Annotated in this window: 16 protein-coding genes and 1 tRNA gene; 6 read left to right on the top strand and 11 right to left on the bottom strand. The window is 50.3% G+C overall.

Annotation, left to right across the window (positions count from 1 at the left end; translation table 11 throughout):
- Window positions 1–616: 616 nt before the first annotated feature.
- The 3 genes from DAQ1742_RS02350 (at window position 617) to DAQ1742_RS02340 (ending at window position 2,234) form a co-directional block, all read left to right on the top strand.
- Window positions 617–1,246 carry an inovirus Gp2 family protein gene (locus tag DAQ1742_RS02350; RefSeq protein ID WP_027711459.1) on the top strand — a complete coding sequence of 210 codons (630 nt, stop codon included), beginning with the start codon at window positions 617–619 and terminating at the stop codon, window positions 1,244–1,246.
- A 120-nt stretch (window positions 1,247–1,366) separates the two neighbouring features.
- Window positions 1,367–1,579 carry a helix-turn-helix transcriptional regulator gene (locus DAQ1742_RS02345; protein ID WP_027711460.1) on the top strand — a complete coding sequence of 71 codons (213 nt, stop codon included), beginning with the start codon at window positions 1,367–1,369 and terminating at the stop codon, window positions 1,577–1,579.
- A gap of 79 nt (window positions 1,580–1,658) precedes the next feature.
- Window positions 1,659–2,234, top strand: a complete 576-nt coding sequence (locus DAQ1742_RS02340; protein WP_035339549.1) for a hypothetical protein — start codon at window positions 1,659–1,661, stop codon at window positions 2,232–2,234.
- 303 nt (window positions 2,235–2,537) lie between these two features.
- Here DAQ1742_RS02340 and DAQ1742_RS02335 read toward each other — a convergent pair whose 3' ends face one another.
- The 11 genes from DAQ1742_RS02335 to lptF form a co-directional block, all read right to left on the bottom strand.
- Complete coding sequence (locus tag DAQ1742_RS02335; protein ID WP_012883150.1) at window positions 2,538–3,452, bottom strand: restriction endonuclease; 915 nt, start codon at window positions 3,450–3,452, stop codon at window positions 2,538–2,540.
- A gap of 163 nt (window positions 3,453–3,615) precedes the next feature.
- Window positions 3,616–4,338: a M48 family metallopeptidase gene (locus DAQ1742_RS02330; protein ID WP_035339548.1), complete on the bottom strand. Its 723-nt coding sequence runs from the start codon at window positions 4,336–4,338 to the stop codon at window positions 3,616–3,618.
- A gap of 30 nt (window positions 4,339–4,368) precedes the next feature.
- Window positions 4,369–7,653, bottom strand: coding sequence for a type I restriction endonuclease subunit R (locus tag DAQ1742_RS02325; RefSeq protein WP_180706218.1), 3,285 nt, complete (start codon window positions 7,651–7,653; stop codon window positions 4,369–4,371).
- Window positions 7,650–8,699 carry a virulence RhuM family protein gene (locus DAQ1742_RS02320; RefSeq protein ID WP_035339545.1) on the bottom strand — a complete coding sequence of 350 codons (1,050 nt, stop codon included), beginning with the start codon at window positions 8,697–8,699 and terminating at the stop codon, window positions 7,650–7,652. The genes DAQ1742_RS02325 and DAQ1742_RS02320 overlap by 4 nt, the downstream gene beginning before the upstream one ends.
- Window positions 8,696–9,853 carry a restriction endonuclease subunit S gene (locus DAQ1742_RS02315; RefSeq protein WP_035339544.1) on the bottom strand — a complete coding sequence of 386 codons (1,158 nt, stop codon included), beginning with the start codon at window positions 9,851–9,853 and terminating at the stop codon, window positions 8,696–8,698. Before DAQ1742_RS02315 ends, DAQ1742_RS02320 begins: the two co-directional genes overlap by 4 nt.
- Entirely contained in the window at window positions 9,843–11,366 is a 1,524-nt protein-coding gene (locus DAQ1742_RS02310; RefSeq protein ID WP_067486550.1) for a type I restriction-modification system subunit M, read from the bottom strand. Before DAQ1742_RS02310 ends, DAQ1742_RS02315 begins: the two co-directional genes overlap by 11 nt.
- A gap of 6 nt (window positions 11,367–11,372) precedes the next feature.
- Window positions 11,373–11,951, bottom strand: coding sequence for a restriction endonuclease subunit S (locus DAQ1742_RS02305; protein WP_035339543.1), 579 nt, complete (start codon window positions 11,949–11,951; stop codon window positions 11,373–11,375).
- 576 nt (window positions 11,952–12,527) lie between these two features.
- The gene (locus DAQ1742_RS02300; RefSeq protein ID WP_035339542.1) at window positions 12,528–13,775 is read right to left on the bottom strand and encodes a tyrosine-type recombinase/integrase; all 1,248 of its coding nucleotides are present in this window, start codon (window positions 13,773–13,775) and stop codon (window positions 12,528–12,530) included.
- A gap of 186 nt (window positions 13,776–13,961) precedes the next feature.
- Window positions 13,962–14,046: transfer RNA gene (locus DAQ1742_RS02295), tRNA-Leu, on the bottom strand.
- A 192-nt stretch (window positions 14,047–14,238) separates the two neighbouring features.
- Window positions 14,239–15,309 (bottom strand): LPS export ABC transporter permease LptG, encoded by a 1,071-nt coding sequence (gene lptG / locus DAQ1742_RS02290; RefSeq protein WP_035339541.1) that lies wholly within the window; start codon window positions 15,307–15,309, stop codon window positions 14,239–14,241.
- A gap of 1 nt (window position 15,310) precedes the next feature.
- A complete protein-coding gene (gene lptF / locus DAQ1742_RS02285) occupies window positions 15,311–16,429 on the bottom strand; it encodes an LPS export ABC transporter permease LptF (protein WP_035339540.1) in 1,119 nt (372 codons plus the stop codon).
- 283 nt (window positions 16,430–16,712) lie between these two features.
- On the opposite strand from lptF, the gene pepA reads away from it, so the two are divergent.
- The 3 genes from pepA (at window position 16,713) to DAQ1742_RS02270 (ending at window position 21,655) form a co-directional block, all read left to right on the top strand.
- Entirely contained in the window at window positions 16,713–18,221 is a 1,509-nt protein-coding gene (gene pepA, locus DAQ1742_RS02280) for a leucyl aminopeptidase (protein ID WP_035339539.1), read from the top strand.
- A gap of 115 nt (window positions 18,222–18,336) precedes the next feature.
- Window positions 18,337–18,786 carry a DNA polymerase III subunit chi gene (locus tag DAQ1742_RS02275; RefSeq protein WP_035339538.1) on the top strand — a complete coding sequence of 150 codons (450 nt, stop codon included), beginning with the start codon at window positions 18,337–18,339 and terminating at the stop codon, window positions 18,784–18,786.
- Between the two features lie 13 nt (window positions 18,787–18,799).
- Window positions 18,800–21,655, top strand: coding sequence for a valine--tRNA ligase (locus DAQ1742_RS02270; RefSeq protein WP_035339537.1), 2,856 nt, complete (start codon window positions 18,800–18,802; stop codon window positions 21,653–21,655).
- Window positions 21,656–21,673: the final 18 nt, after the last annotated feature.

Here is a 21,673-nt window from a genome sequence, read left to right as displayed (position 1 = left end):
AATAGGTTATTAACCTTAACTAAAAATAAATTAAAAACAAAATATTGAAAGAATAAAATTTTGATGACCATAAACAACGGGAAGCATCACAAAGAGGCCGTGGCAGGGCGTTATGGGAAGACTTCATGCGGAGAAAATCGCCTCTCGGTAAGCCGAGAGAACGGCAAACGCCAGTATGGTGGCGAGGTGTGGTCAGGTATGCCGGTCAGCCGATTATCCACATGAACCGTCATTGACGGTTTTCACCATATGGGCAGTGATTCGGGGCGAATGCACGGAGTCAAAAACCAGCAACCGTCGTAATATCATGACAGTTGGAAAAGTAAAAACACTGTGCAACCCTTAACTTCAGAGTAACCATCCGAAAATTTATCTCCAGATTATCTGCTAACCGTGGTGCATCTGATAAGGCTTTTATTGAACCGGGGGGATAAAAGGGAGTAATCATAATTGTCGGATTGGTAATATATATACTTCCATTCTTCACTTCATATCAAAAACAGTATTCGAATAACACCCTAAGACAATACCCCTCGCATTTACCAGAACAGTCTCCTGATAATATTTTTACATCATCTCCGCTCACTATGTCTTTAACCCAAAGAAGTGATGAGAGATGAACAGAGATATCATTGTTGATGAAACCTATGGGCCGCTATGTCGTCATTATGTCGCCCGAATCGAGGAAACCCTTCACAAAGCGCTAAGGGCACACCCCCGTACACTGGCGCTGAGAATAGATTTACACATTCCTGACAGGGACGATATATCAGGCATGGCAATACGCAATAACGTTATCAGCCGCTTTATGGCGTCATTAGCGTCTCAGCTCGAAGCACAAAGGTATCGAAAAATGCAGTCAGGCATTCGGGTGCACCAAACTGATTTGCGCTATATCTGGTGCCGTGAATTTGACTGGTTTGGTAACAAACCCCATTACCATGTGGTGCTGTTACTGAATAAAGATACTTACCAGTCACCAGGGCACTACCTGTCAGATGACACCAATCTGGCAACGATGATCATTGCGGCCTGGAACCGGGCATTGGGAATGAAAGTTGCGGACACCCCACTGGCCCGGTCACTGGTGCATTTTCCTGAGAACCCCTGCTACTGGCTCGATGTAAACAGCGAAGAGAGTGAGCGGGCCTATTCCAGCCTGATGTTTCGGCTCAGGTATATGGCAAAAAACGCAACCAAGCACCACGAGGACCATCTCCGGGCTTTTGGTTGCAGCCAGCGCTGACGGAGATTTTCCTGCACCGAAGATCTTTTTTACAGCGTGACCGGTTGGTATGGCGGAGTCGGCTGGAGCATCAGATAACCACCGACTCTGGTATCCATCACCCAGCCGGAGAATACCACCATGACCAGTGAACCCAGCCTGCTCAAAGATCAATTCGTCGATATGGCGTTTATCACCAAATTGACCGGATTAACCGACAAATGGTTTTACAAGCTGATTCAGGACGGCGCATTTCCGCCCCCCATCAAATTTGGTCGCCGCTCCCGCTGGCTGCAAAGTGAAGTGGAAGCCTGGCTCCAGCGCCGTATAGAACAATCCCGAGTATCACAATGACCTCCATTTTACTTTCTGAACCATGCTGCGCGTGTCCGGCACGGTGCCAGAGGTGGGTAAACCTTCAAGGATTCTTAATATGCAAGAGACAAAAACACGTCATCACAGCCTGTTGACCCATTACCAGCGCTGGCTGAACGGCATTACCAGACTCGCCATACTTAATGGCATGTGCCACCCGAACATTCAGGCCAGCCATCACCTGATGATTGCCAGCCTGTATTACCCAACCATCGGCCAGGTGAATGCCGTTGTGCCACAATCTCTGTATCGCCTGATTTACCAGCAGCCCTCTCCGCCCTCAATATCAATCGCTACCGATTTGAACATCAGCCTGGAGACAGAAACACTATTGCTGCTGCGACATCCAATGCTGGAAGGTATTTTACTGAGCGAGTGCATTCGCCTGAAGCAGCGCTCGCTGGCGAATAAGCTAATTAGCCTGTTTCAGCAATTCAGCTCACCGGAATACCGATACAAACTCGTCTGGCTGTGCTGGTACGATTTAATGCTAGGCGCGCCGCTGGAAGACTGGCAGGAGAATCTGAAGCGTAAAACACCGGGGGAGCTTGGTGTCTGGCTGAACAAACGTCAGGACGAGAATGCCCTGCTGACACACATGATGGATGAGTATCTTCTGTTCATTGGGGAATGATGTTGATGAAATTTTAGGAACAAAAGATGTGAGGTATTTTCGTGTATTTTTGTTAAACCCGGATGTCTCCGAAAGAAAAGCTCGAGCAGGCAAGCCCGTTATCAACCTTGAGATATCAAGCCTGCGACAATTGACAATTTACTACGAACTTAATTCCTCTACGGAGGGTAATCCTCCATCGACACATGCAAGCAGTTAAAGCTTGACCTGGAGGCATTAAACCAAGGTCAACCATTCAGAAAGCACTCAAAAAAGCCGTCTAAACCAATAGCCGGAGCCATCGCTCCGGCTCAGATTCACTCATTACTCAAAATAATCCATATCCAGCTTGGGCACTTTAACCAAGCGTGAAGAAACACCGACTTCGTTTTCAATCATCAAATGAACCAGACGTTCACCATCAACCAGAACCATGCCTTCAACGGAATGGGCAAAATCTCGCGCCTGAGAAGTAAAACCGGAAGTGGTGATAAACACACCACGTTTCGCCTTTTGTCCGGCCAGCGCACCATAGAACGCTTGCAGTTCTGGACGGCCAACGGTGTTTTGCCAGCGTTTAGCCTGTACGTAAACCTTTTCCAGCCCCAGCTTATCAAGCGAAATAATACCGTCGATACCACCATCACCGGTGCCGCCTACGCGTTGCAGGTCATCCCGATGCCCGCCATATCCCAGACGATGAAGGACATCCAGAACGATAACCTCAAAACGTGTCGGGGATACTTGTAACAGATTTTCCAACAGCTCATCAGCAACTGCGTCTCGCAGCTCTTTTAACGCCTGATCAAGACGATCGTCCGGGCTGCTTTTTGCCAGCTCTTCCTGGTTCAGTATGGCTGGTCTTGGATCAAGATCGACAGCATCAGGTTGCTGCTTAAGCTTCACGTTCATAAAATCAAGCGCCAGATAGTTCACTTCCTCTTCAGTGAGTGGCAGAGGATGGGCATGTACCCAATTAACTCCTTCTGGCGTTAAGCACCACTTGCCTCTGGATAAGCTTTGCGATAACCCGGCTCGCTTCAGGCGGTCATGTGCCCAACCAGCCCGATTTTTATAAACTAATTGACCGCTGGCAATTGCTTCTGACCGCTGATTATCATCAAGATTAAGTGCTTCAGCAGCGGCTTCGTGCGCATCACGAGCCGGTACGCCATCAGGTTTACCTGCCAAATAGCGGAGTACTGGCTCAATAAATTTATCGTAGGTAGGAACGGCCATGGAAACATCCCTGATAATGTTTTTATTGGATTGGTTATCAAACCAATCAGCTATAAATTAGTTGGTTACTCAGCAACCAAGTGTACTTCCAACTTATGAGGACGGTGAACATATACACCACTGTTACCCATTTTGCTGCCCTAGGGAAAATCTCATCCCCACATCATAAATCAGAAAAAATCACCCCGGCCATCCCATCCAGACGTGTTTTTACTATTTCCCATGCAGGCATCACCTGTCCCATTAGCCGATAAAAGCGTTCGCTATGGTTATGCTCAGCGATATGACACAGTTCATGTAGAATCACATAATCAATGCATTCACGGGGGGCTTTGACCAAATAGGGGTTGAGCGTCAACCGACCATGAGGAGAGCAACTTCCCCATTGGGTTTGCATCGTTAAAAGGTGTAGTTGCGGACGTTCACTTACCCATAATGCCTGTTCCAGCATCGCCTCTAATCGCCTGGAAAAAACCTCTTTAGCTCGGGTTTTGTACCAATCCACAAGCAACTGCCGAACCTTTGCTGCGTTTCTCTGGTGTAGCGTCACCTCCAGTTTGCCGCGCAACATCTTGACGCCCTGTATCCCTGATGGCTCTTCAAGAACCTTTAGCAGATATTGCTTACCCAAGTAATAATGACTCTCCCCGCTAATGTACTGCCGTGGAGTGATGTATTCACGCTGCTGGCGAAAATCACGTAGTTGTTGATATATCCAACGACCACGCTTTTTCACCGCATTCAGTACTGCATGATCGTCAGCATCCTTGGGTGCTGAAACAACCACCCTGCAATCTGGGTGTACTTTTATCAGCACGCGTCCAACTGACTGGAGACGCGAAACGCAGTCAAAACTAATTCGCTCATCACCGTAAAAAAAACACATTGACCTATGTGGACGTTGAGCAGACACGAATTAAACCCCACTCAACCCGACTCGGGTGATTTGTACGATCATCTCCACCATCTTTTTTGCTTGATCCATACCACCGCCAATCGCCTTGCATTCTTTAAACAGCATAGGTAGCAGTTTCTTACGGATATCCGCTTCAATGTTTTGTGGATTAATCGAGTTTTCCGCTACCGAAACGTCGACAAGCTGATCGAGAGTAAATGCCAGTTTTACCCATTTGTCCTGTACCTGTGCATCAACAATCGCAAAAACCTCCGGCAGAATTTTTCTGAATACACCAAAATAAGCTTGAGCATGTTGATTACCGGCAAATGCATCAGGGATATCATTCAGCCGACGTTCTTGTACTTGCTCTTCAAACTCACGAAACAGCAGGTATTGCTTCAACGGATGATCAAATAACTTCTCCGCTTCTTCAATCGCCTGACGCAATAGCTTAGAAAAAGCCTCCTGTGCGTAAGGGTCGTCACGCAGTTGCTGTTCAATCATCCGCGTGACGCGTGTTTTGATGATGTCTGTTTCGTTGCGAGTTTTCTCATCGCTCCAGTCTTCGGGTTGCTGGAACTGCCCCATCTGGCTCACTTCATATACGCCATCGGGCTCTCGGACCTCAACACCCACCACGTGTTTATCCAGCAGTTTTTTCACCTGAGCAGCGTACTCATCGTAGTCGATACGCTCGCCCGCATCCTGCTGAACTAACTGGCGTAAGCTAGAGAACTGACTCACCGTTTCTTTATAGTGATAACGATCATCATCACTGAAGCTCTTATCTTCAAAGAACGTAGCAGATTGCAATGCTACTTTCAGGCAACTGGCAAACGCCGTCAGCGCTTCGTAGAAGTCTTCACGCACCCTCAGATGAATATCGACAAGTTCGCCGTTTCGCTCTTCAATACGTGGTATTAGCACCTGGCGCAGTTGCTGGGTGTCATTCTTATTTTTCACACCAGCAAAAATTGCCCACAGATTTTTATAAAGCTGAGGGAGACGTTTGTACTCCGTGCTCATCTGGCCGTAGAGACCAACAAGATCGTTGATGTCGTAACCGCCTTGGGTACGGGAAGCGAGCTTTTGGTAGTCCTGAATGGTGGTATCCAGTTCGCGGAGAATGCCGCGATAATCGATCAACAATCCAAATTTCTTTTTCGGATGTAAACGGTTAACACGAGCAATCGCCTGGATCAGGTTGTGTCCTTTAAGCGGCTTGTCGATATAGAGCACGGCGTTTTTCGGCTCGTCAAAGCCTGTCAGCAGCTTATCGACCACAATCAGGATTTTGAGCGAATCATCTTTATCAAAACGCTCGATAATATGCTGGGTATAAACCTGTTCATCCTGCGAGCCAACATTCTCTTTCCACCACTGCGCCACTTCCGGCATGGTGGATTCATCGATCTCAGTATTACCCTCACGGGTATCGGGCGAGCTAATAACCACCGCTGATTCAAATAAGCCTGCTTCATCAAGATATTTTTTATACTTAATCGCAGAGACCTTACTGTCACAGGCGAGCTGGCCTTTTAAGCCATCATCAATATTCTTGTCGAAGTGGTTAGCAATATCCAATGCGATAAGACGGATGCGATCGTCTGTGCTGTATATTTGCCCTTTTCTGGCAAACTTACGTTTGAGGTCTGTTTTTTGTTCGTCGCTTAATCCTTCGGTAATACGTTCAAACCAGCTATCAATCGCACGTTCATTAACATCAAGGTCAGGAATACGCTCTTCGTATAACAGCGGCGTTACCGTTTTGTCTTCCACTGCCCGCTGCATGGTGTAGGCATGCACAATCGGGCCAAACTTATTGGTGGTTTTATCGTCTTTTAGCAGCGGGGTGCCGGTAAAAGCGACAAACGCGGCATTAGGCAATGCCTGCTTCATGCGGATATGGTTTTCACCGCCCTGGCTACGGTGGCCTTCATCAATCAAGACGATAATATCTGAGCTGGTATTAACGCATCCCGGCAGCCGAATCGCGGTATTAAACTTCTGAATCAGCGAAAAAATAATGCGTTCAGTCCCTTTGCCAATCTGCTCCGCCAGCCGCGTACCAGAGGTCGCGATAGCAGATGCTTTATCTCGTTTCCCAGACAATTCGCCGCCAGAAATAAAGGTACGGCTGAGTTGTTTTTCCAGGTCAATACGGTCAGTCACCACCACAATGCGGCACTGCTTTAGGGTTTCATGCAGAATTAGTACCTTGCTCAGAAAAACCATCGTGAATGATTTACCAGAACCGGTGGTATGCCAAATCACGCCACCTTGGACGCCCCCATCAGGGCGTTTGGTATTAATACGCTCAATCAGACGCTTGATGCCAAACACCTGCTGATAGCGGGCAACAACCTTTCCCACTTTCTTATCAAACAGCGTAAAGTAGCGAGTCATCTCCAACAGACGAACTGGCGACAATAGGCTAATTAACAGCTTATCTTGCCCGGTAACGGCAAGTTCACCGCTCGTTATTAACTGTTGATACCAATCCACAATGGCTTGAGAACGATGGCTGAACAACGCAGTGAATTGTTCGGTGGAAAGTGAGCGATTCTTGATGGCATACATCTCAGCATCCGAGATATCCTCTTCACGCCAGTTCGCCCAAAACTTCGCTGGCGTGCCGCAGGTGCCGTAACGGCCATCATGACCATTAATGGATAACAGTAGCTGGCTGTAAGCGAATAAACGCGGAATTTCATCGTGCCGCTGATTACGCAGGCTTTGCGAAATTCCTTCATCAAGGGTTGGGCCTTTTTTGGCATTACCATCTGGACGTTTGGCCTCGATAATCGCCAGCGGAATACCATTCACAAAACAAACGATATCCGGCCTGCGCGACTCAATACCATTAGAGCGAGTCACACTGAATTCTTCAGTAAAGACAAAACTGTTATTCACCGGATTGTGCCAGTCAATCAACGCTATGGTGGGGTTAGCCTTTTTACTATCAATAAACTCAGTGACAGAAATACCGTACATCAAGTGGTTATAGAGTCTCTCATTGGCGGTGAGCAAACCTTCATTCAAAGCCGGGCTGTTTACTTCGGCAATAAGGTTATCAATCGCTTTATCGGAGAGCGGATAGTCCCGTCCTGCAAAAGTGAAGGTACGCTTTTGCAATTGCTCACGCAGAATCTGGCTTAATACCACCTGATCCAACTTATTACCACGTGCCTCCTGCGCCTGATCAGGCGTAATATATGACCACCCAAGACTGGTGAGTAATGTTAGTGCCGGTATTTTAGCGCTGTACTCTTCCTGAAATTTTGGCACATGTTGCATACTCATGGCGCATCCTTAGTTTTTGGATTAGTTTGCCACTGTAATAGCTCAGTGATATCCCGCTCACCCTCTGCTTCTTTTAAACGACGCTGTTGCTCGGCGAACTGTTCATATTCAGCCTGAGCCTTATCATCCGCCATTTTCTTGCTGATCGTACCTGCACCTTTTAATACATCACGATCGTTGAATTGCAAGAATTGATCTAATTTTTCCTGCCAGTCGCGTAAAAATATCTGCTGGCGTCGTCTGGCCTGATCTTCAGCAAAATCCAGCCACATATTGACCACGCGGTTCAGTTCATCAACTTCGCTTTGATTGAGATAATTTTTGGCGACGGTGACATCCCCTTTACGCACTTCATCACCCTTGAAGCTGGTCAACCCCATATGCGGAAGACTGGCATCGGCGCGTTGGTGAATAAGTTCAGCCGCCGTTTTCCCGGTGCAAGCAAAATGCAGTTTATTCTGGATAGTCTGGAAAAAGAGCGTGGTCTCTTTCAGTGAAGGCTGATAATCCGCTGCGAGAGCAAAGATTTCTCGTACCCGTAAATAGACGCGCCGTTCGCTGGCACGAATATCTCGGATGCGCTCCAGCATCTCACCAAAGTAATCGGGCACCACTGACGGGCCGACCGGCGGATTTTTCAGCCGCTCATCATCCATCACAAAGCCTTTAATCAGGTATTCCTGCAAGGTTTGCGTGGCCCATTGGCGGAACTGGGTGCCCCGGGTTGAACGAACACGATAACCAACGGCCAGTACCGCTTCAAGGTTGTAGTGATCGATCTCTCTTGCCACCTGACGCTTACCCTCTAAACGAACTATCCGGAATTTCCGGATAGTTGAATTTTGAGCAAGTTCGTCTTCAGCAAAGATGTTGACTAGATGTTCGTTAATGGTTCGCACATCTTTACCATACAGCTCCGCCATTGAAGCCTGCGACAGCCAAAGCGTTTCCGCTTCAAATCGGCATTCAACCCGAGCACGGCCATCATCGCTTTGGAACAGCAGGAATTCACCTGCCGGGGCTTGAGGTAAGTGCTTATCCGTCATGCCGCCTCCGTTTTCACCCGACGTTTACCAGTGAGCAGTTGCTGCATCAGGGCTTTTTTTTCTTGTTTTAGGTGGTTGAGCTTTTGTTTTAGGGTTTCGATTTCTTGGTCTGCAATAGAGAGCGTAGTAGCAATTTTCTTTTGCTCGATTAATGTTGGTAAATGTAACCTCATCTTTTGAAACATGGGTAAACGCAGAGATTTAACCGTGGAGCCTACTGCTTGGGATAAAAAATGCCCCCTGAAAAAGTGGATAATATAAAAAAGAAATTTTCCATCACACGTGGGGAAATCCATGATTGCATACGTCCTTTGGTGAAGATCGAATTTTCCAGAAAAATATTTTGGAATAAAATCTTGCCCTTCACCTGGAACAATTATTGCCTCACAGTCAAATAAATATCTATCGCTAGAACGGACATCTTCTGAACGATCGAAAAAAGTATATTTACCATAAAGATACGAATCCTGCCGATTAGAGCTACCAGTTGTGATCCTTGCTATATCGCCCAGATAAAAGTCATCCCACTTCCCACTAAACCCCGGTAAACGTTTCTTACCGGTGAGCAATTCCTGCATCAAAGCTTTTTTCTGCTGCTGGCTATTGGCGAGCAGTTTTTCAGTGGTGGTAATCGCTTTATCCCATGTAGAAAGTATGTGGGCGATTTTTTTTTGTTCTTTTATATTTGGGAGTAGCAAAGGTGTCTTTTCAAGAATTCCTTTATTAATTTTTACCATTGTGGCGCTACTTCCAGCAGCACAACTTGTAAAGTAAGATCTTACATCAGAATTTTTTAATTTTTGCTCGATAAATTCAGGCTCTGCTTTATTCTCATCAATCCTAAATTTCATCATGAGATCCGGGTAAGAACAGTTTTCAATTTCACCCTGAAAACGAATTGAGCGGCCTACTTTATCTGGTGTATTAGAACGACTAACGAGAAAATCTCCATGGCTAAGCTGTGTTTGAAGTACTCTATCTATTGGTTCAACAGGCTTTATTTCAGTAACGTTTATCCCTTCATCACCAAGAGAACCAAGACTCAGAATCCAAAAACCAGTTTCCTTATCAGAGGCAACAGGTGAAAAGCCATTTCTAATAGGCCCAGATAAAATATCTTTAAGATATTTTTTTTCCCACCCCTTAGGCACCATAACCCAACTCCTCCAAATACTTCGCCATTTCCACTTCAAGCTCAACTAATTGAGCTTGCAGTTGCTTACGCTCAGCACGGACCGCCAGCAGGTCGATTTCCTCTTCCTCTTCAAAGGTATCGACGTAGCGAGGGATGTTCAGGTTGTAGTCGTTGTCACGGATCTCCTGCAGGCTGGCAAGATAAGCATATTTGTCAACGTTATCGCGATCTCGGTAGGTTTTGACGACTTTAACAATGTTTTCCGTACTAAGGTGGTTCTGATTTTTGCCTGAATTAAACTCACGGCTGGCATCGATGAACAGTACGTTATCGTCAACTTTCTGCTTTTTGAAAATCAGAATAGCAGCAGGAATGCCGGTGCCAAAAAAAAGTTTTTCCGGTAGGCCGATCACCGCATCCAACAAATTTTCTTCAATCAGTTTCTGGCGGATTTTCCCTTCGCTGGAGCCACGGAACAGTACACCATGCGGTACTACCACCCCCATGCGCCCACTTTTCGGTTTCAGCGTTTCGATCATATGCGAAATAAAGGCGTAGTCACCCTTAGTTTTCGGCGGTAGGCCGCGACGGAAACGGCTGAATTTATCGCTTTCCACGTCACTGTGCCCCCACTTATCCAGCGAGAATGGCGGGTTAGCGGTGACGATATCAAACAGCTTAAGATTACCGTTCTTATCCAGCAGTTTAGGGTTACGAATGGTATCGCCCCATTCGATCTTGTGGTTATCTTCGCCATGCAGGAACATGTTCATTTTCGCCAGTGACCAGGTTGAACCAATCGCTTCCTGACCATATAACTCATACTGCTTACTACCATGGTTTTGTACCACTTTACGGCCGCATTTCATCAATAACGACGCAGAACCACAGGCAGGGTCGCAAATGGTATCACCAGGTTGCGGATCGAGTAATTCCGCCATCAAGTCGGACACTTCCGGTGGGGTATAGTACTCGCCTGCCTTCTGGCCGCTATTAGCAGCAAACTTACCAATCAGATACTCGTAAGCATTGCCGATCACATCTAATCCACCGATACGGCTAGGTTTTAGGTCCAGATCTGCACAGGAAAACTCTTCAAGGAGATCTTTTAGAATCCCGTTCTTTTGCTTCTCTTCACCCAGCTTGTCGGTATTAAAAGAGATATCCTGAAACACGCTTTTTCCCGCGTCTTTCAGTTTTGTGCCGTTAGCTTCTTCAATCGCGTGCAGAGCTTTATCGATGCGCTCTCCATTACCCGGTTCATTGCGATGCTGAAAGAGCGTGTAAAAACTGGCCTTTTTTGGCAGAACAAAGCGTTCGTTCTTCATCATTTCTTCGATCAGTTCTGGCTCATCGCCATATTCAGCCACATAACCGTCGTAGTGATCCTGCCAGACGTCCGAAATGTATTTAAGGAACAGCATGGTAAGAATGAAGTCTTTATAAGTATCGGGGCTGATGGTGCCACGGAAAATATCGCACACACTCCATAACACACTGTTGATACGATTCTGGTCGATCTTGTTACTCATAACACATTAATCCTTAAGTAATTGTTGTAAAATACCAAGTTCAAGCTGATGGCGGTTATTCTGTAACTGACTTATAAGTAGTTCTTCTTTCTGCCAGACTCGTTGAAGCTCAATAATTTTTCGCTGTGTTTGTATCGATGGAACAGGAATCTTTACATCCAGCAATGCGGCTTTAGTAATGAGCTGAATGCCCGTACCACTACGATTAAACATTTGTTGCGTCATAGGGTGGTTTAGTACCCAGCACAGATACTCTGGTGCGATCGCATTCATTTTTCGTAGAGGTGTAACGATCAAAAACTGGCTCGTAGCTACCACTGGAATATCGCTACGATAGATAACAGCGACGTTTCGGTTACCTCTAGCGGCAACGACAATATCATTTTGTTCAAGGAATGGCGGTTTAACGCGCTGCTCCCAACTTATTGCTGGTAAAACAGCTTGATCTCCCTGCCAATCCTGATCAAGGTCCTTAATTTGTAATATGCGCACATCCCCGTCAGGTACTGGTTCTATTGCCCCCCGGAAGGTGTAGCCTGAGCGGATGTCAGCCATATCAACTAGCTTAAATAACTGTATTGGCATAATGGCCTCAGTTGAGTACACCACTCCTGGTGTACTTGTCTTAAAGGAGGATTTAAGGGTCTAGCTTTGAGCTAATAAGGACCCTCATGTCAATAATCTGCATCCCTACCATTTTATCTGTGCAGCCAAAGAAACATCACCATAACCAGAACAACCCAGCGAACTTACGCAGCAATTTGGTTAGTGACAATGACCCATGTAAAGTCATAGAGTTAGCATTAGGCTCTGCCGGATTTAATTCTGTTGTTACGCGAAGTGTAATAATCTTCTTTTGCAGATCGTAAGAAATTTGGTAAACTGCCATGGTTCAACTCTCCTATCCTAGTTTAGACGCTTTGGGTTTGAGACAACGCGACAGGTTGCAGCCTGTCGCAAAAACCCCCCTCTCATCTGTAGAAGAAGTACTGTAAGAAAAGTGATTTGATAAACATATTGTTGATCGTGGAAGCACGTTCGTCAATAATTATTTTCTATACAGTAGAAACTCTACAGAAATTAACTTCATCTAAAAGTATAGGCACGGTAATTGATTGTCACCTGGCTGTATTTTTCTTGATAATAATCAGTCTGTTACTATCAGTAGTTTTTAAAATCAAACGCACTAACTGCCTTCTCCCGATTCGCATCGAGGAAATCCGCCCACCATTGCAGCATCAGTTTACGCTCGTCCAGGTGCTCGGCTTTGTGGATGTAGGCCGCTCGTACCGAGTTACGCTCCATATGGCTCATCTGGCGTTCTACCGCATCACGAGACCATAGGCCCGACTCGATAAGCGAGCTACAGGCCATGGTGCGGAAACCATGGCCGCAGACTTCTACCTTGGTGTCATACCCCATCACCCGCAGCGCTTTGTTCACCGTGTTCTCACTCATCGGTTTACGCGGGTCGTGGTCGCCAATAAAGATAAGCTCATGGTCGCCGCTAAATTGCTGGATTTGTTTCAGCGTCGCCAGTGCCTGTCGGGAAAGCGGCACCAGGTGCGGAGTACGCATTTTTGAGCCACGGTGAGAGTGTTTTACGCCGTCGATGGGTTCGCGCTCCGGGGGAATGGTCCACAGGGCGGTCTCAAAATCTATCTCTGACCAGCGAGCAAAGCGCAGTTCGCTGGAGCGAATAAAAATCAATAACGTCAGCTCGACCGCAAGACGGGTTAATGGCCTGCCGGTGTAGTTATCGATACGCCGGAGCAGTTCGGGCGTGTGCTTGAGATCCAGTGCCGGGCGATGCTGCCGATTGCTGGACGCCACCGCGCCTGCCATTTCCTGCGCCGGGTTGTAGTCAATTAATCCGCTTTGTACGGCGTAGCGCATTATCGCGGTTGTGCGTTGCTGGAGCCGTGAGGCGACTTCAAGGCGGCCTGACTGCTCCACCGCCTTGATGGGCGCTAGCAAGTCACGGGTTTTAAGCTCGGCGATGTTGCGTTTGCCTATTGCAGGGAAAAGGTTATCTTCCAGGCTTTTCAGCACACGATGGCTGTGCTCCTGCGACCATTTTTTATTGGTGGAGTGCCATTCTATTGCCACCTCTTTAAAGGTTAACGCTTCGCTTTGTTCAATCTTATCGGATTTCTTTTTGTCGCCGGGGTCAGTGCCGTTTGCCAATAACTTCCGCGCCTCATCACGGCGTGCTCTGGCATCAGCCAGGGAGACATCAGGATAAACCCCCAGTGCCAGCATCTTCTGTTTACCGCCAAAACGGTACTGTAAGCACCAATACTTTGAGCCATTGGGATGAACCAGCAGATGCATACCATTGCCATCGGTCAGCTTGTATTGCTTATCCGAAGGCTTGGCTGTTCTGACTTTGATATCAGTGAGCGCCATACTTACCTCCTCCCCGTTGGTACAAGCATTATCGAACCGAAAATACCATCATCTGTACCAACAACTGTTGGTAGATGTACATGGATGTCGGTTGACCTTGAGAGAATGAATATAGCGGGAAAGGCGTGTAAATACTGGATTTCAGGCATAAAAAAAGACGTCGGTTGACGTCTATTTATATACTGTTGGTGCCGAAGGCCGGACTCGAACCGGCACGTATTTCTACGGTTGATTTTGAATCAACTGCGTCTACCGATTTCGCCACTTCGGCACGAAGTAGTACTTTGCGGAAAACGTGGTGGATTATACCGAGCTACGCGTTGGGTGCAACCAGAATCATGATGTTAACGTTGTGAGTGCTGAAAAAATCGTCTTTATCTTCAATAAACAGACCATAAAGGCGGTTTCCGAGGCGATGTCATGTGACCGGCGGGCTTTTCCCGCCGGTTGATTCGAAGCGGTTTTATCGGCGCTTTAACAACAACATGATACTGATAAACAGGAACAGCGCGCTTGGCAGCAACGCGCCCAGTATTGGTGGCATGTGATACACCAGGCTGAGCGGGCCAAATATCTGATCCAGTACGTAGAACAGGAAGCCGAAACTGATGCCTATCACAATACGTACCCCGGCGGGCACGCTGCGCAGTGGGCCGAAAATAAACGACAGTGCCATGAGCATCATCACCGCAACCGATAGCGGCGCAAACAGCTTGTTCCACAAATTGAGCTGGTAGCGCCCCGCTTCCTGACCACTCTGGCGCAGGTAGCTAATATAGTCATACAAGCCACGAATCGACAGCGCATCGGGGTCCAGCGCCACCACACCGAGCTTATCGGGCGTCAGGTTGGTTTTCCACTCTCCGCTCACGGTCTGGCTGCCGCCTATCTGCTTTCCATCAGACAGTTCAGACTGTTCAACCTGCGACAATTTCCAGCCACCGTTGGCATACACCGCCGAGGAGGCGTAGCGAATCGACAGCAGTTTACTTTGGTTATCAAAATGGTAAATGTTGACACCCGCTAACTCGTTGTCGCCCACGACGCGCTGAATGTAGACAAAATCACTGCCATCTTTCGCCCATACGCCGCCCTGGGTCGAGAGCATCGAACCGCCATACATCATCTGCGAGCGATAATTGCGTGCCATCTGTTCTCCCGCCGGAGCCAGCCACTCGCCAATCGCCATCGTTAGCAATACCAGCGGGATTGCGGTTTTCATGACGGCCGCCGCTATCTGCAAGCGGGTAAAGCCGGAAGCCTGCATCACCACCAGTTCACTGCGCGTTGCGAGTTGCCCAAGCCCGAGCAGTGCCCCCAGCAACGCCGCCATTGGGAAGAAAATCTCAATGTCCTTTGGCACGCTGAGCAGTGTATATAACCCGGCTCCGGCAACCGAGTAACCGCCCTGCCCCACTTTGCGCAACTGATCGACAAATTTGATGATGCCGGAAAGCGACACCAGCATGAATAACGTCATCATGATGGTGTTAAAGATAGTTTTACCGATATAGCGGTCCAGTACACGAAACATCTCAGGCCGCTCCTTTTAGACTCTGGCGATGACCGGGCTTCAGGCTGGCACGTAATTTACGCACCGTAACGCTGTCCCAGACGTTAAATAACACCGCCAGCGCCAGATAGCTTAGATTGACTAACCATATCCACAGCAGCGGGTCGAGCTTGCCTTTACCGGCATTAGAGCGCAGCGAGCTTTGCAACAGGAAAAAAATCAGATACAGCAGCATGGCGGGCAACATGCTGAGCACACGGCCCTGACGAGGATTGACGACGCTGAGTGGCACTACCATGATGGCCATAATCAGCACGGCGAAGATAAGTGTCAAACGCCAGTGGAATTCAGCCCGAGCAGCAATATCCGACGACTGCCACAAAGTTTTCATGTCCATCTGGTCGACATTGTTGGGATCAAGGGCAACCGGCTGATAACCGATAATGGCCTGATAGTTCGTGAAATCCGTAATGCGAAAATCACGCAGCATGGCTGTGCCTTCGTAACGTGTTCCGCTATTTAACGTGACCACCTGAGAACCGTCAGCACGCGCCATAACGTTACCACTGTCTGCCACCACCACTGACGGGCGGGTATTTTCACGCGGGTGCAACTGCGCCAGAAAAACACGCTCAAAATTGCTGCCATCGGCCTTGCCGACAAACAGCACCGAGTTGCCGTCCTGGGTTTGCTGGAACTGGCCTTCCGCCAGCGATGCCATGCCAGGGTTGGCACGGGCTTCCGCCAGCACTTCATCCTGATGGCGTGATGACCACGGGCTCAGCCACAGCACGTTAGCCGTCGCCAGCATCGCGGTCAGCAGCGATAGCAACAGCGCGGCTTTTAACAGCACGGCTTTGCTGAATCCACAGGCGTGCATCACCGTGATTTCACTTTCCGCATACAGCCGCCCAAAGGTCATCAGCAAACCGAGGAACAGACTCAGCGGCAGAATCAATTGCGCCATTTGTGGCACGCCCAATCCCAACAGAGACAACACCAGATTTGTTGGGATATCGCCGTCTACAGCAGCCCCCAGTATCCGCACCAGTTTCTGAGAAAAGAAAATCAGCAGCAGAATAAACAGGATAGCCACCTGGCTTTTGAAGGTTTCCCTTACCAGATATCGAATGATGATCACGCTTAATTACGCCTGTGAAAACTTGTATTTTTGCAGGAAAGCCGATAGTTTTTTCGCTAACTCGCCATTTACACTCATTTGTGGCAACCTTCGTAGCTAAAACGTTATTAAAGCACCCCGATTGACCGGGTGTTTATCAGAACCTGCTGAGAATACGCTATGCAGATTCGCTACGTCGTTTAGATTAACACAGGTTATGTTAACGCAACGGCGGGAAAACATTACGGAGTGTCATATTCTAGCCGTAGCGCCCGTCTTTGTCTTTAAAGATTCAGGAGAGTACATGGAGTTCAGCGTAAAAAGCGGTAGCCCGGAAAAACAACGCAGTGCCTGCATTGTCGTCGGCGTGTTCGAACCGCGTCGGCTGTCCCCTATCGCAGAACAACTCGATAAAATCAGCGACGGTTACATCAGTGCATTACTTCGCCGTGGCGAACTGGAGGGCAAGGTCGGGCAGTCCCTGCTTTTGCACCATGTACCCAACATTCTTTCCGAGCGCATCTTGCTGATTGGCTGTGGTAAAGAGCGCGAGCTGGATGAGCGCCAGTATAAACAGGTGATTCAGAAAACCATCAACGCCCTCAATGAAACCGGCTCGATGGAAGCGGTCTGCTTTTTGACCGAGCTGCATGTCAAAGGGCGCAACACCTACTGGAAAGTGCGTCAGGCGGTTGAAACGGCTAAAGAAACGCTCTACACCTTTGACCAGTTGAAAACCAACAAGGTCGAGCTGCGCCGCCCGCTGCGCAAAATGGTGTTCAACGTGCCAACCCGCCGCGAACTGACCTCCGGTGAGCGCGCCATCCAGCACGGTCTGGCCATCGCCTCCGGCATCAAAGCGGCCAAAGATCTGGGCAACATGCCGCCGAATATCTGCAATGCCGCGTATCTGGCTTCGCAGGCGCGTCAACTGGCGGATGGCTACAGCCAGGTAACCACCCGCGTTATCGGCGAGCAGCAGATGAAAGAGCTGGGCATGAATGCGTATCTGGCTGTCGGCCAGGGCTCGCAGAATGAATCGCTGATGTCGGTTATCGAATACAAAGGCGACCCGGACAACAACAGCAAGCCTATCGTGCTGGTCGGCAAAGGTCTGACCTTTGACGCTGGCGGCATCTCCATCAAGCCGGCGGACAGCATGGATGAGATGAAATACGACATGTGCGGTGCTGCCAGCGTATACGGTGTGATGCGCGTTGCCGCCGAGCTTGCGTTGCCGCTCAACATCATCGGCATTCTGGCCGGTTGCGAAAACATGGTCGATGGCCGCTCTTATCGTCCCGGCGATATTCTGACTACCATGTCCGGCCAAACGGTGGAAGTGCTGAATACCGACGCCGAAGGCCGTCTGGTGCTGTGCGATACCCTCACTTACGTTGAGCGCTTCGAGCCGGACGTGGTGATTGATGTCGCCACCCTGACCGGTGCCTGCGTGATTGCGCTCGGCCACCACCTGACCGGGTTACTGTCCAACCACAATCCGCTGGCGCACGAATTACTGAGCGCATCGGAACAGGCGGGCGATCGCGCCTGGCGTCTGCCGCTGGGTGACGAGTATCAGGAACAGCTGGACTCCAACTTCGCCGATATGGCCAATATCGGCGGGCGTCCAGGCGGGGCGATTACCGCCGCTTGCTTCCTGTCGCGCTTTACCCGCAAGTACAGCTGGGCACATCTGGATATCGCGGGCACCGCCTGGCGCTCCGGCAAGGCCAAAGGCGCAACCGGTCGCCCGGTTGCCCTGCTGTCACAGTTCCTGCTCAACCGCGCCGGGCTGAACGACGCCGAGTAAGCGTGGCTGAATGCCGCGCCAAAACGGGCGGCATCGTCACTCCTTTCCGATTTAATCCCCGCACCAGCGGGGATTTGTTATTCTGTCTGTGACCTTCATCGGTATGCGGAGCATCATGAAACACGCCCTTTTTTATCTGCTGGAACACGATAACCACAGCGGGGAACTGAATGCCTGCGAGGCGCTGGCCTGTGATATTGCCGCCGCACGCTGGCGGGCCGGGCAACGGGTGCTGATTGCCTGTGCTGACCAGCAACAGGCCTTCAGGCTTGATGAAGCGTTGTGGCAGCGAGAACCGCACGCGTTCGTGCCGCATAATCTGGCCGGAGAAGGCCCGCGTCAGGGCGCGCCGGTGGAACTGGCGTGGCCACACAAGCGCGGCAGCGCGCCGCGCGAACTGCTCATCAACCTGCAACCCCAATTCGCAGATTTTGCCACCGCTTTCCATGAAGTGATAGACTTCGTTCCTTACGAAGAATCCCTGAAACAGTTGGCGCGCGACCGCTATAAAGCCTATCGCAGCGTCGGCTTCCAATTGACCACGGCGACGCCGCCAACTCACTGAATTTTTGAGCATAATGGAAAAGACATACAACCCGCACGATATTGAGCAGCCGCTGTACGAGCACTGGGAACAACAGGGCTATTTCAAGCCCCATGGCGACACCAGTAAAGAAAGCTTCAGCATCATGATCCCGCCGCCCAACGTCACCGGCAGCCTGCACATGGGTCATGCTTTCCAGCAAACCATTATGGATACGATGATCCGCTACCAGCGCATGCAGGGGAAAAACACCCTGTGGCAGGCGGGCACCGACCATGCCGGTATCGCCACCCAGATGGTGGTCGAGCGCAAAATCGCCGCTGAAGAAGGCAAAACCCGCCATGATTACGGCCGTGACGCCTTCATCGATAAAATCTGGCAGTGGAAAGCGGAATCCGGCGGCACCATTACCCGGCAGATGCGCCGCCTGGGCAACTCGGTAGACTGGGAGCGCGAGCGTTTCACCATGGACGAAGGCCTGTCCAACGCGGTGAAAGAAGTGTTTGTGCGCCTGTATCAGGACGACCTGATCTACCGTGGCAAACGTCTGGTGAACTGGGACCCGAAACTGCGTACCGCCATCTCCGACCTGGAAGTGGAAAACCGCGACGTCAAAGGCTCGATGTGGCACCTGCGTTACCCGCTGGCGGACGGCGCGAAAACCGCTGACGGTAACGATTATCTGGTGGTCGCCACCACCCGTCCCGAAACCGTGCTGGGTGATACCGGTGTGGCGGTCAATCCGGAAGATCCGCGCTATAAAGATCTGATCGGCAAGTTCCTGATCCTGCCGCTGGTCGGCCGCCGCATTCCGATCGTCGGCGACGAACACGCCGATATGGAAAAAGGCACCGGCTGCGTGAAAATTACCCCGGCGCATGACTTCAACGACTACGAAGTCGGTAAACGCCATCAGTTGCCGATGATCAATATTCTGACGTTCGACGGCGATATCCGCCAGGAAGCGGAAGTCTTTAATACCAATGGCGAAGCCAGTACCGCCTACAGCAACGAGATTCCAGAGGCGTTTCGCGGACTGGAACGTTTCGCTGCCCGCAAAGCGGTGATCGCGGCGTTTGACGCGCAGGGCCTGCTGGAAGACATCAAAGCGCACGACCTGACCGTTCCCTACGGCGACCGTGGCGGCGTGGTGATCGAGCCGATGCTGACCGACCAGTGGTACGTCCGTGCCGCTGTGCTGGCCAAACCGGCGGTGGAAGCGGTGGAAGATGGCCGTATCCAGTTCGTACCGAAGCAGTACGAAAACATGTACTTCAGTTGGATGCGCGACATTCAGGACTGGTGTATCTCCCGCCAGCTGTGGTGGGGCCATCGCATTCCGGCGTGGTACGACGATAACGGCAAGGTCTACGTCGGCCGTGATGAAGCGGAAGTACGCCGCGACAATAATCTGGCGGCCGATGTAGCGCTGCGTCAGGACGACGACGTGCTGGACACCTGGTTCTCCTCTGCCCTGTGGACGTTTTCCACACTCGGCTGGCCGGAGCAAACGCCGGACCTGAAAGCGTTCCACCCCAGCAGCGTACTGGTCAGCGGTTTTGACATCATCTTCTTCTGGATAGCCCGCATGATCATGATGACCATGCACTTCATCAAAGATGAAGATGGCAAGCCACAGGTGCCGTTCCATACCGTCTACATGACTGGCCTCATCCGCGATGAAGAAGGCCAGAAGATGTCCAAATCCAAGGGCAACGTGATCGACCCGCTGGATATGGTGGACGGTATTTCGCTGGACGCGCTGCTGGAAAAACGCACCGGCAACATGATGCAGCCGCAGCTGGCGGAAAAAATCCGCAAGCGCACCGAAAAACAGTTCCCGAACGGCATCGAACCGCATGGCACCGATGCGCTGCGCTTTACGCTGGCAGCGCTGGCGTCCACCGGCCGCGACATCAACTGGGACATGAAACGTCTGGAAGGCTACCGCAACTTCTGTAATAAGCTGTGGAACGCCAGCCGTTTTGTGCTGATGAACACCGAAGAGCAGGATTGCGGTTTTAACGGCGGTGACAAAGTGTTGTCACTGGCAGACCGTTGGATCCTGGCGGAATTCAACCGCACGGTGAAAGCCTACCGCGAAGCGCTGGACAGCTACCGTTTCGACCTGGCCGCCAACGTGCTCTACGAGTTCACCTGGAACCAGTTCTGTGACTGGTATCTGGAGCTGACCAAGCCGGTGATGAACGGCGGTAGCGACGCGGAACTGCGCGGCACGCGCCATACGCTGGTGACAGTGCTGGAAGCGCTGTTGCGTCTGGCGCATCCGATCATCCCGTTCATTACCGAAACCATCTGGCAACGGGTGAAGGTACTGAAAGGCGTCAGCGCCGATACCATTATGCTGCAACCGTTCCCGGCCTTTGATGCCGCGCTGGATGACGAGCAGGCATTCAACGATCTGGAGTGGATCAAGCAGGCTATCATCGCGGTGCGTAACATTCGTGCTGAAATGAACATCGCCCCCAGCAAGCCGCTGGCGCTGCTGCTGCGCGATGCTTCTGCTGATGCCACCCGCCGCGTGCAGGATAACCTCGGCTTTATTCAGACGCTGGCGCGTCTGGAGAGCATCACGCTGTTACCGGCAGGCGACAAAGGCCCGGTTTCCGTCACCAAACTGGTGGAGGGCGCTGAATTGCTGATCCCGATGGCTGGCCTTATCGACAAGGCGGCCGAGCTGGACAGGCTGGCAAAAGAAGTGGCGAAGCTTGAGGTGGAAATCGGCCGCATCGACAGCAAGCTCTCCAACGAAGGCTTTGTCGCGCGCGCACCGGAAGCGGTGGTTGCCAAAGAGCGTGAAAAACGCGACGGCTACGCCGCCGCCAAAGTCAAACTGCTGGAGCAGCAGGCCGTTATCGCCGCGCTGTAATCCGCTCGTTTTGCCGCG

The organism is Dickeya aquatica (assembly GCF_900095885.1).
In the GTDB taxonomy this organism is placed as follows: domain Bacteria; phylum Pseudomonadota; class Gammaproteobacteria; order Enterobacterales; family Enterobacteriaceae; genus Dickeya; species Dickeya aquatica.
Note: the sequence above shows the minus strand (reverse complement) of the source record. Positions and strands in the feature narration are given on the sequence as shown.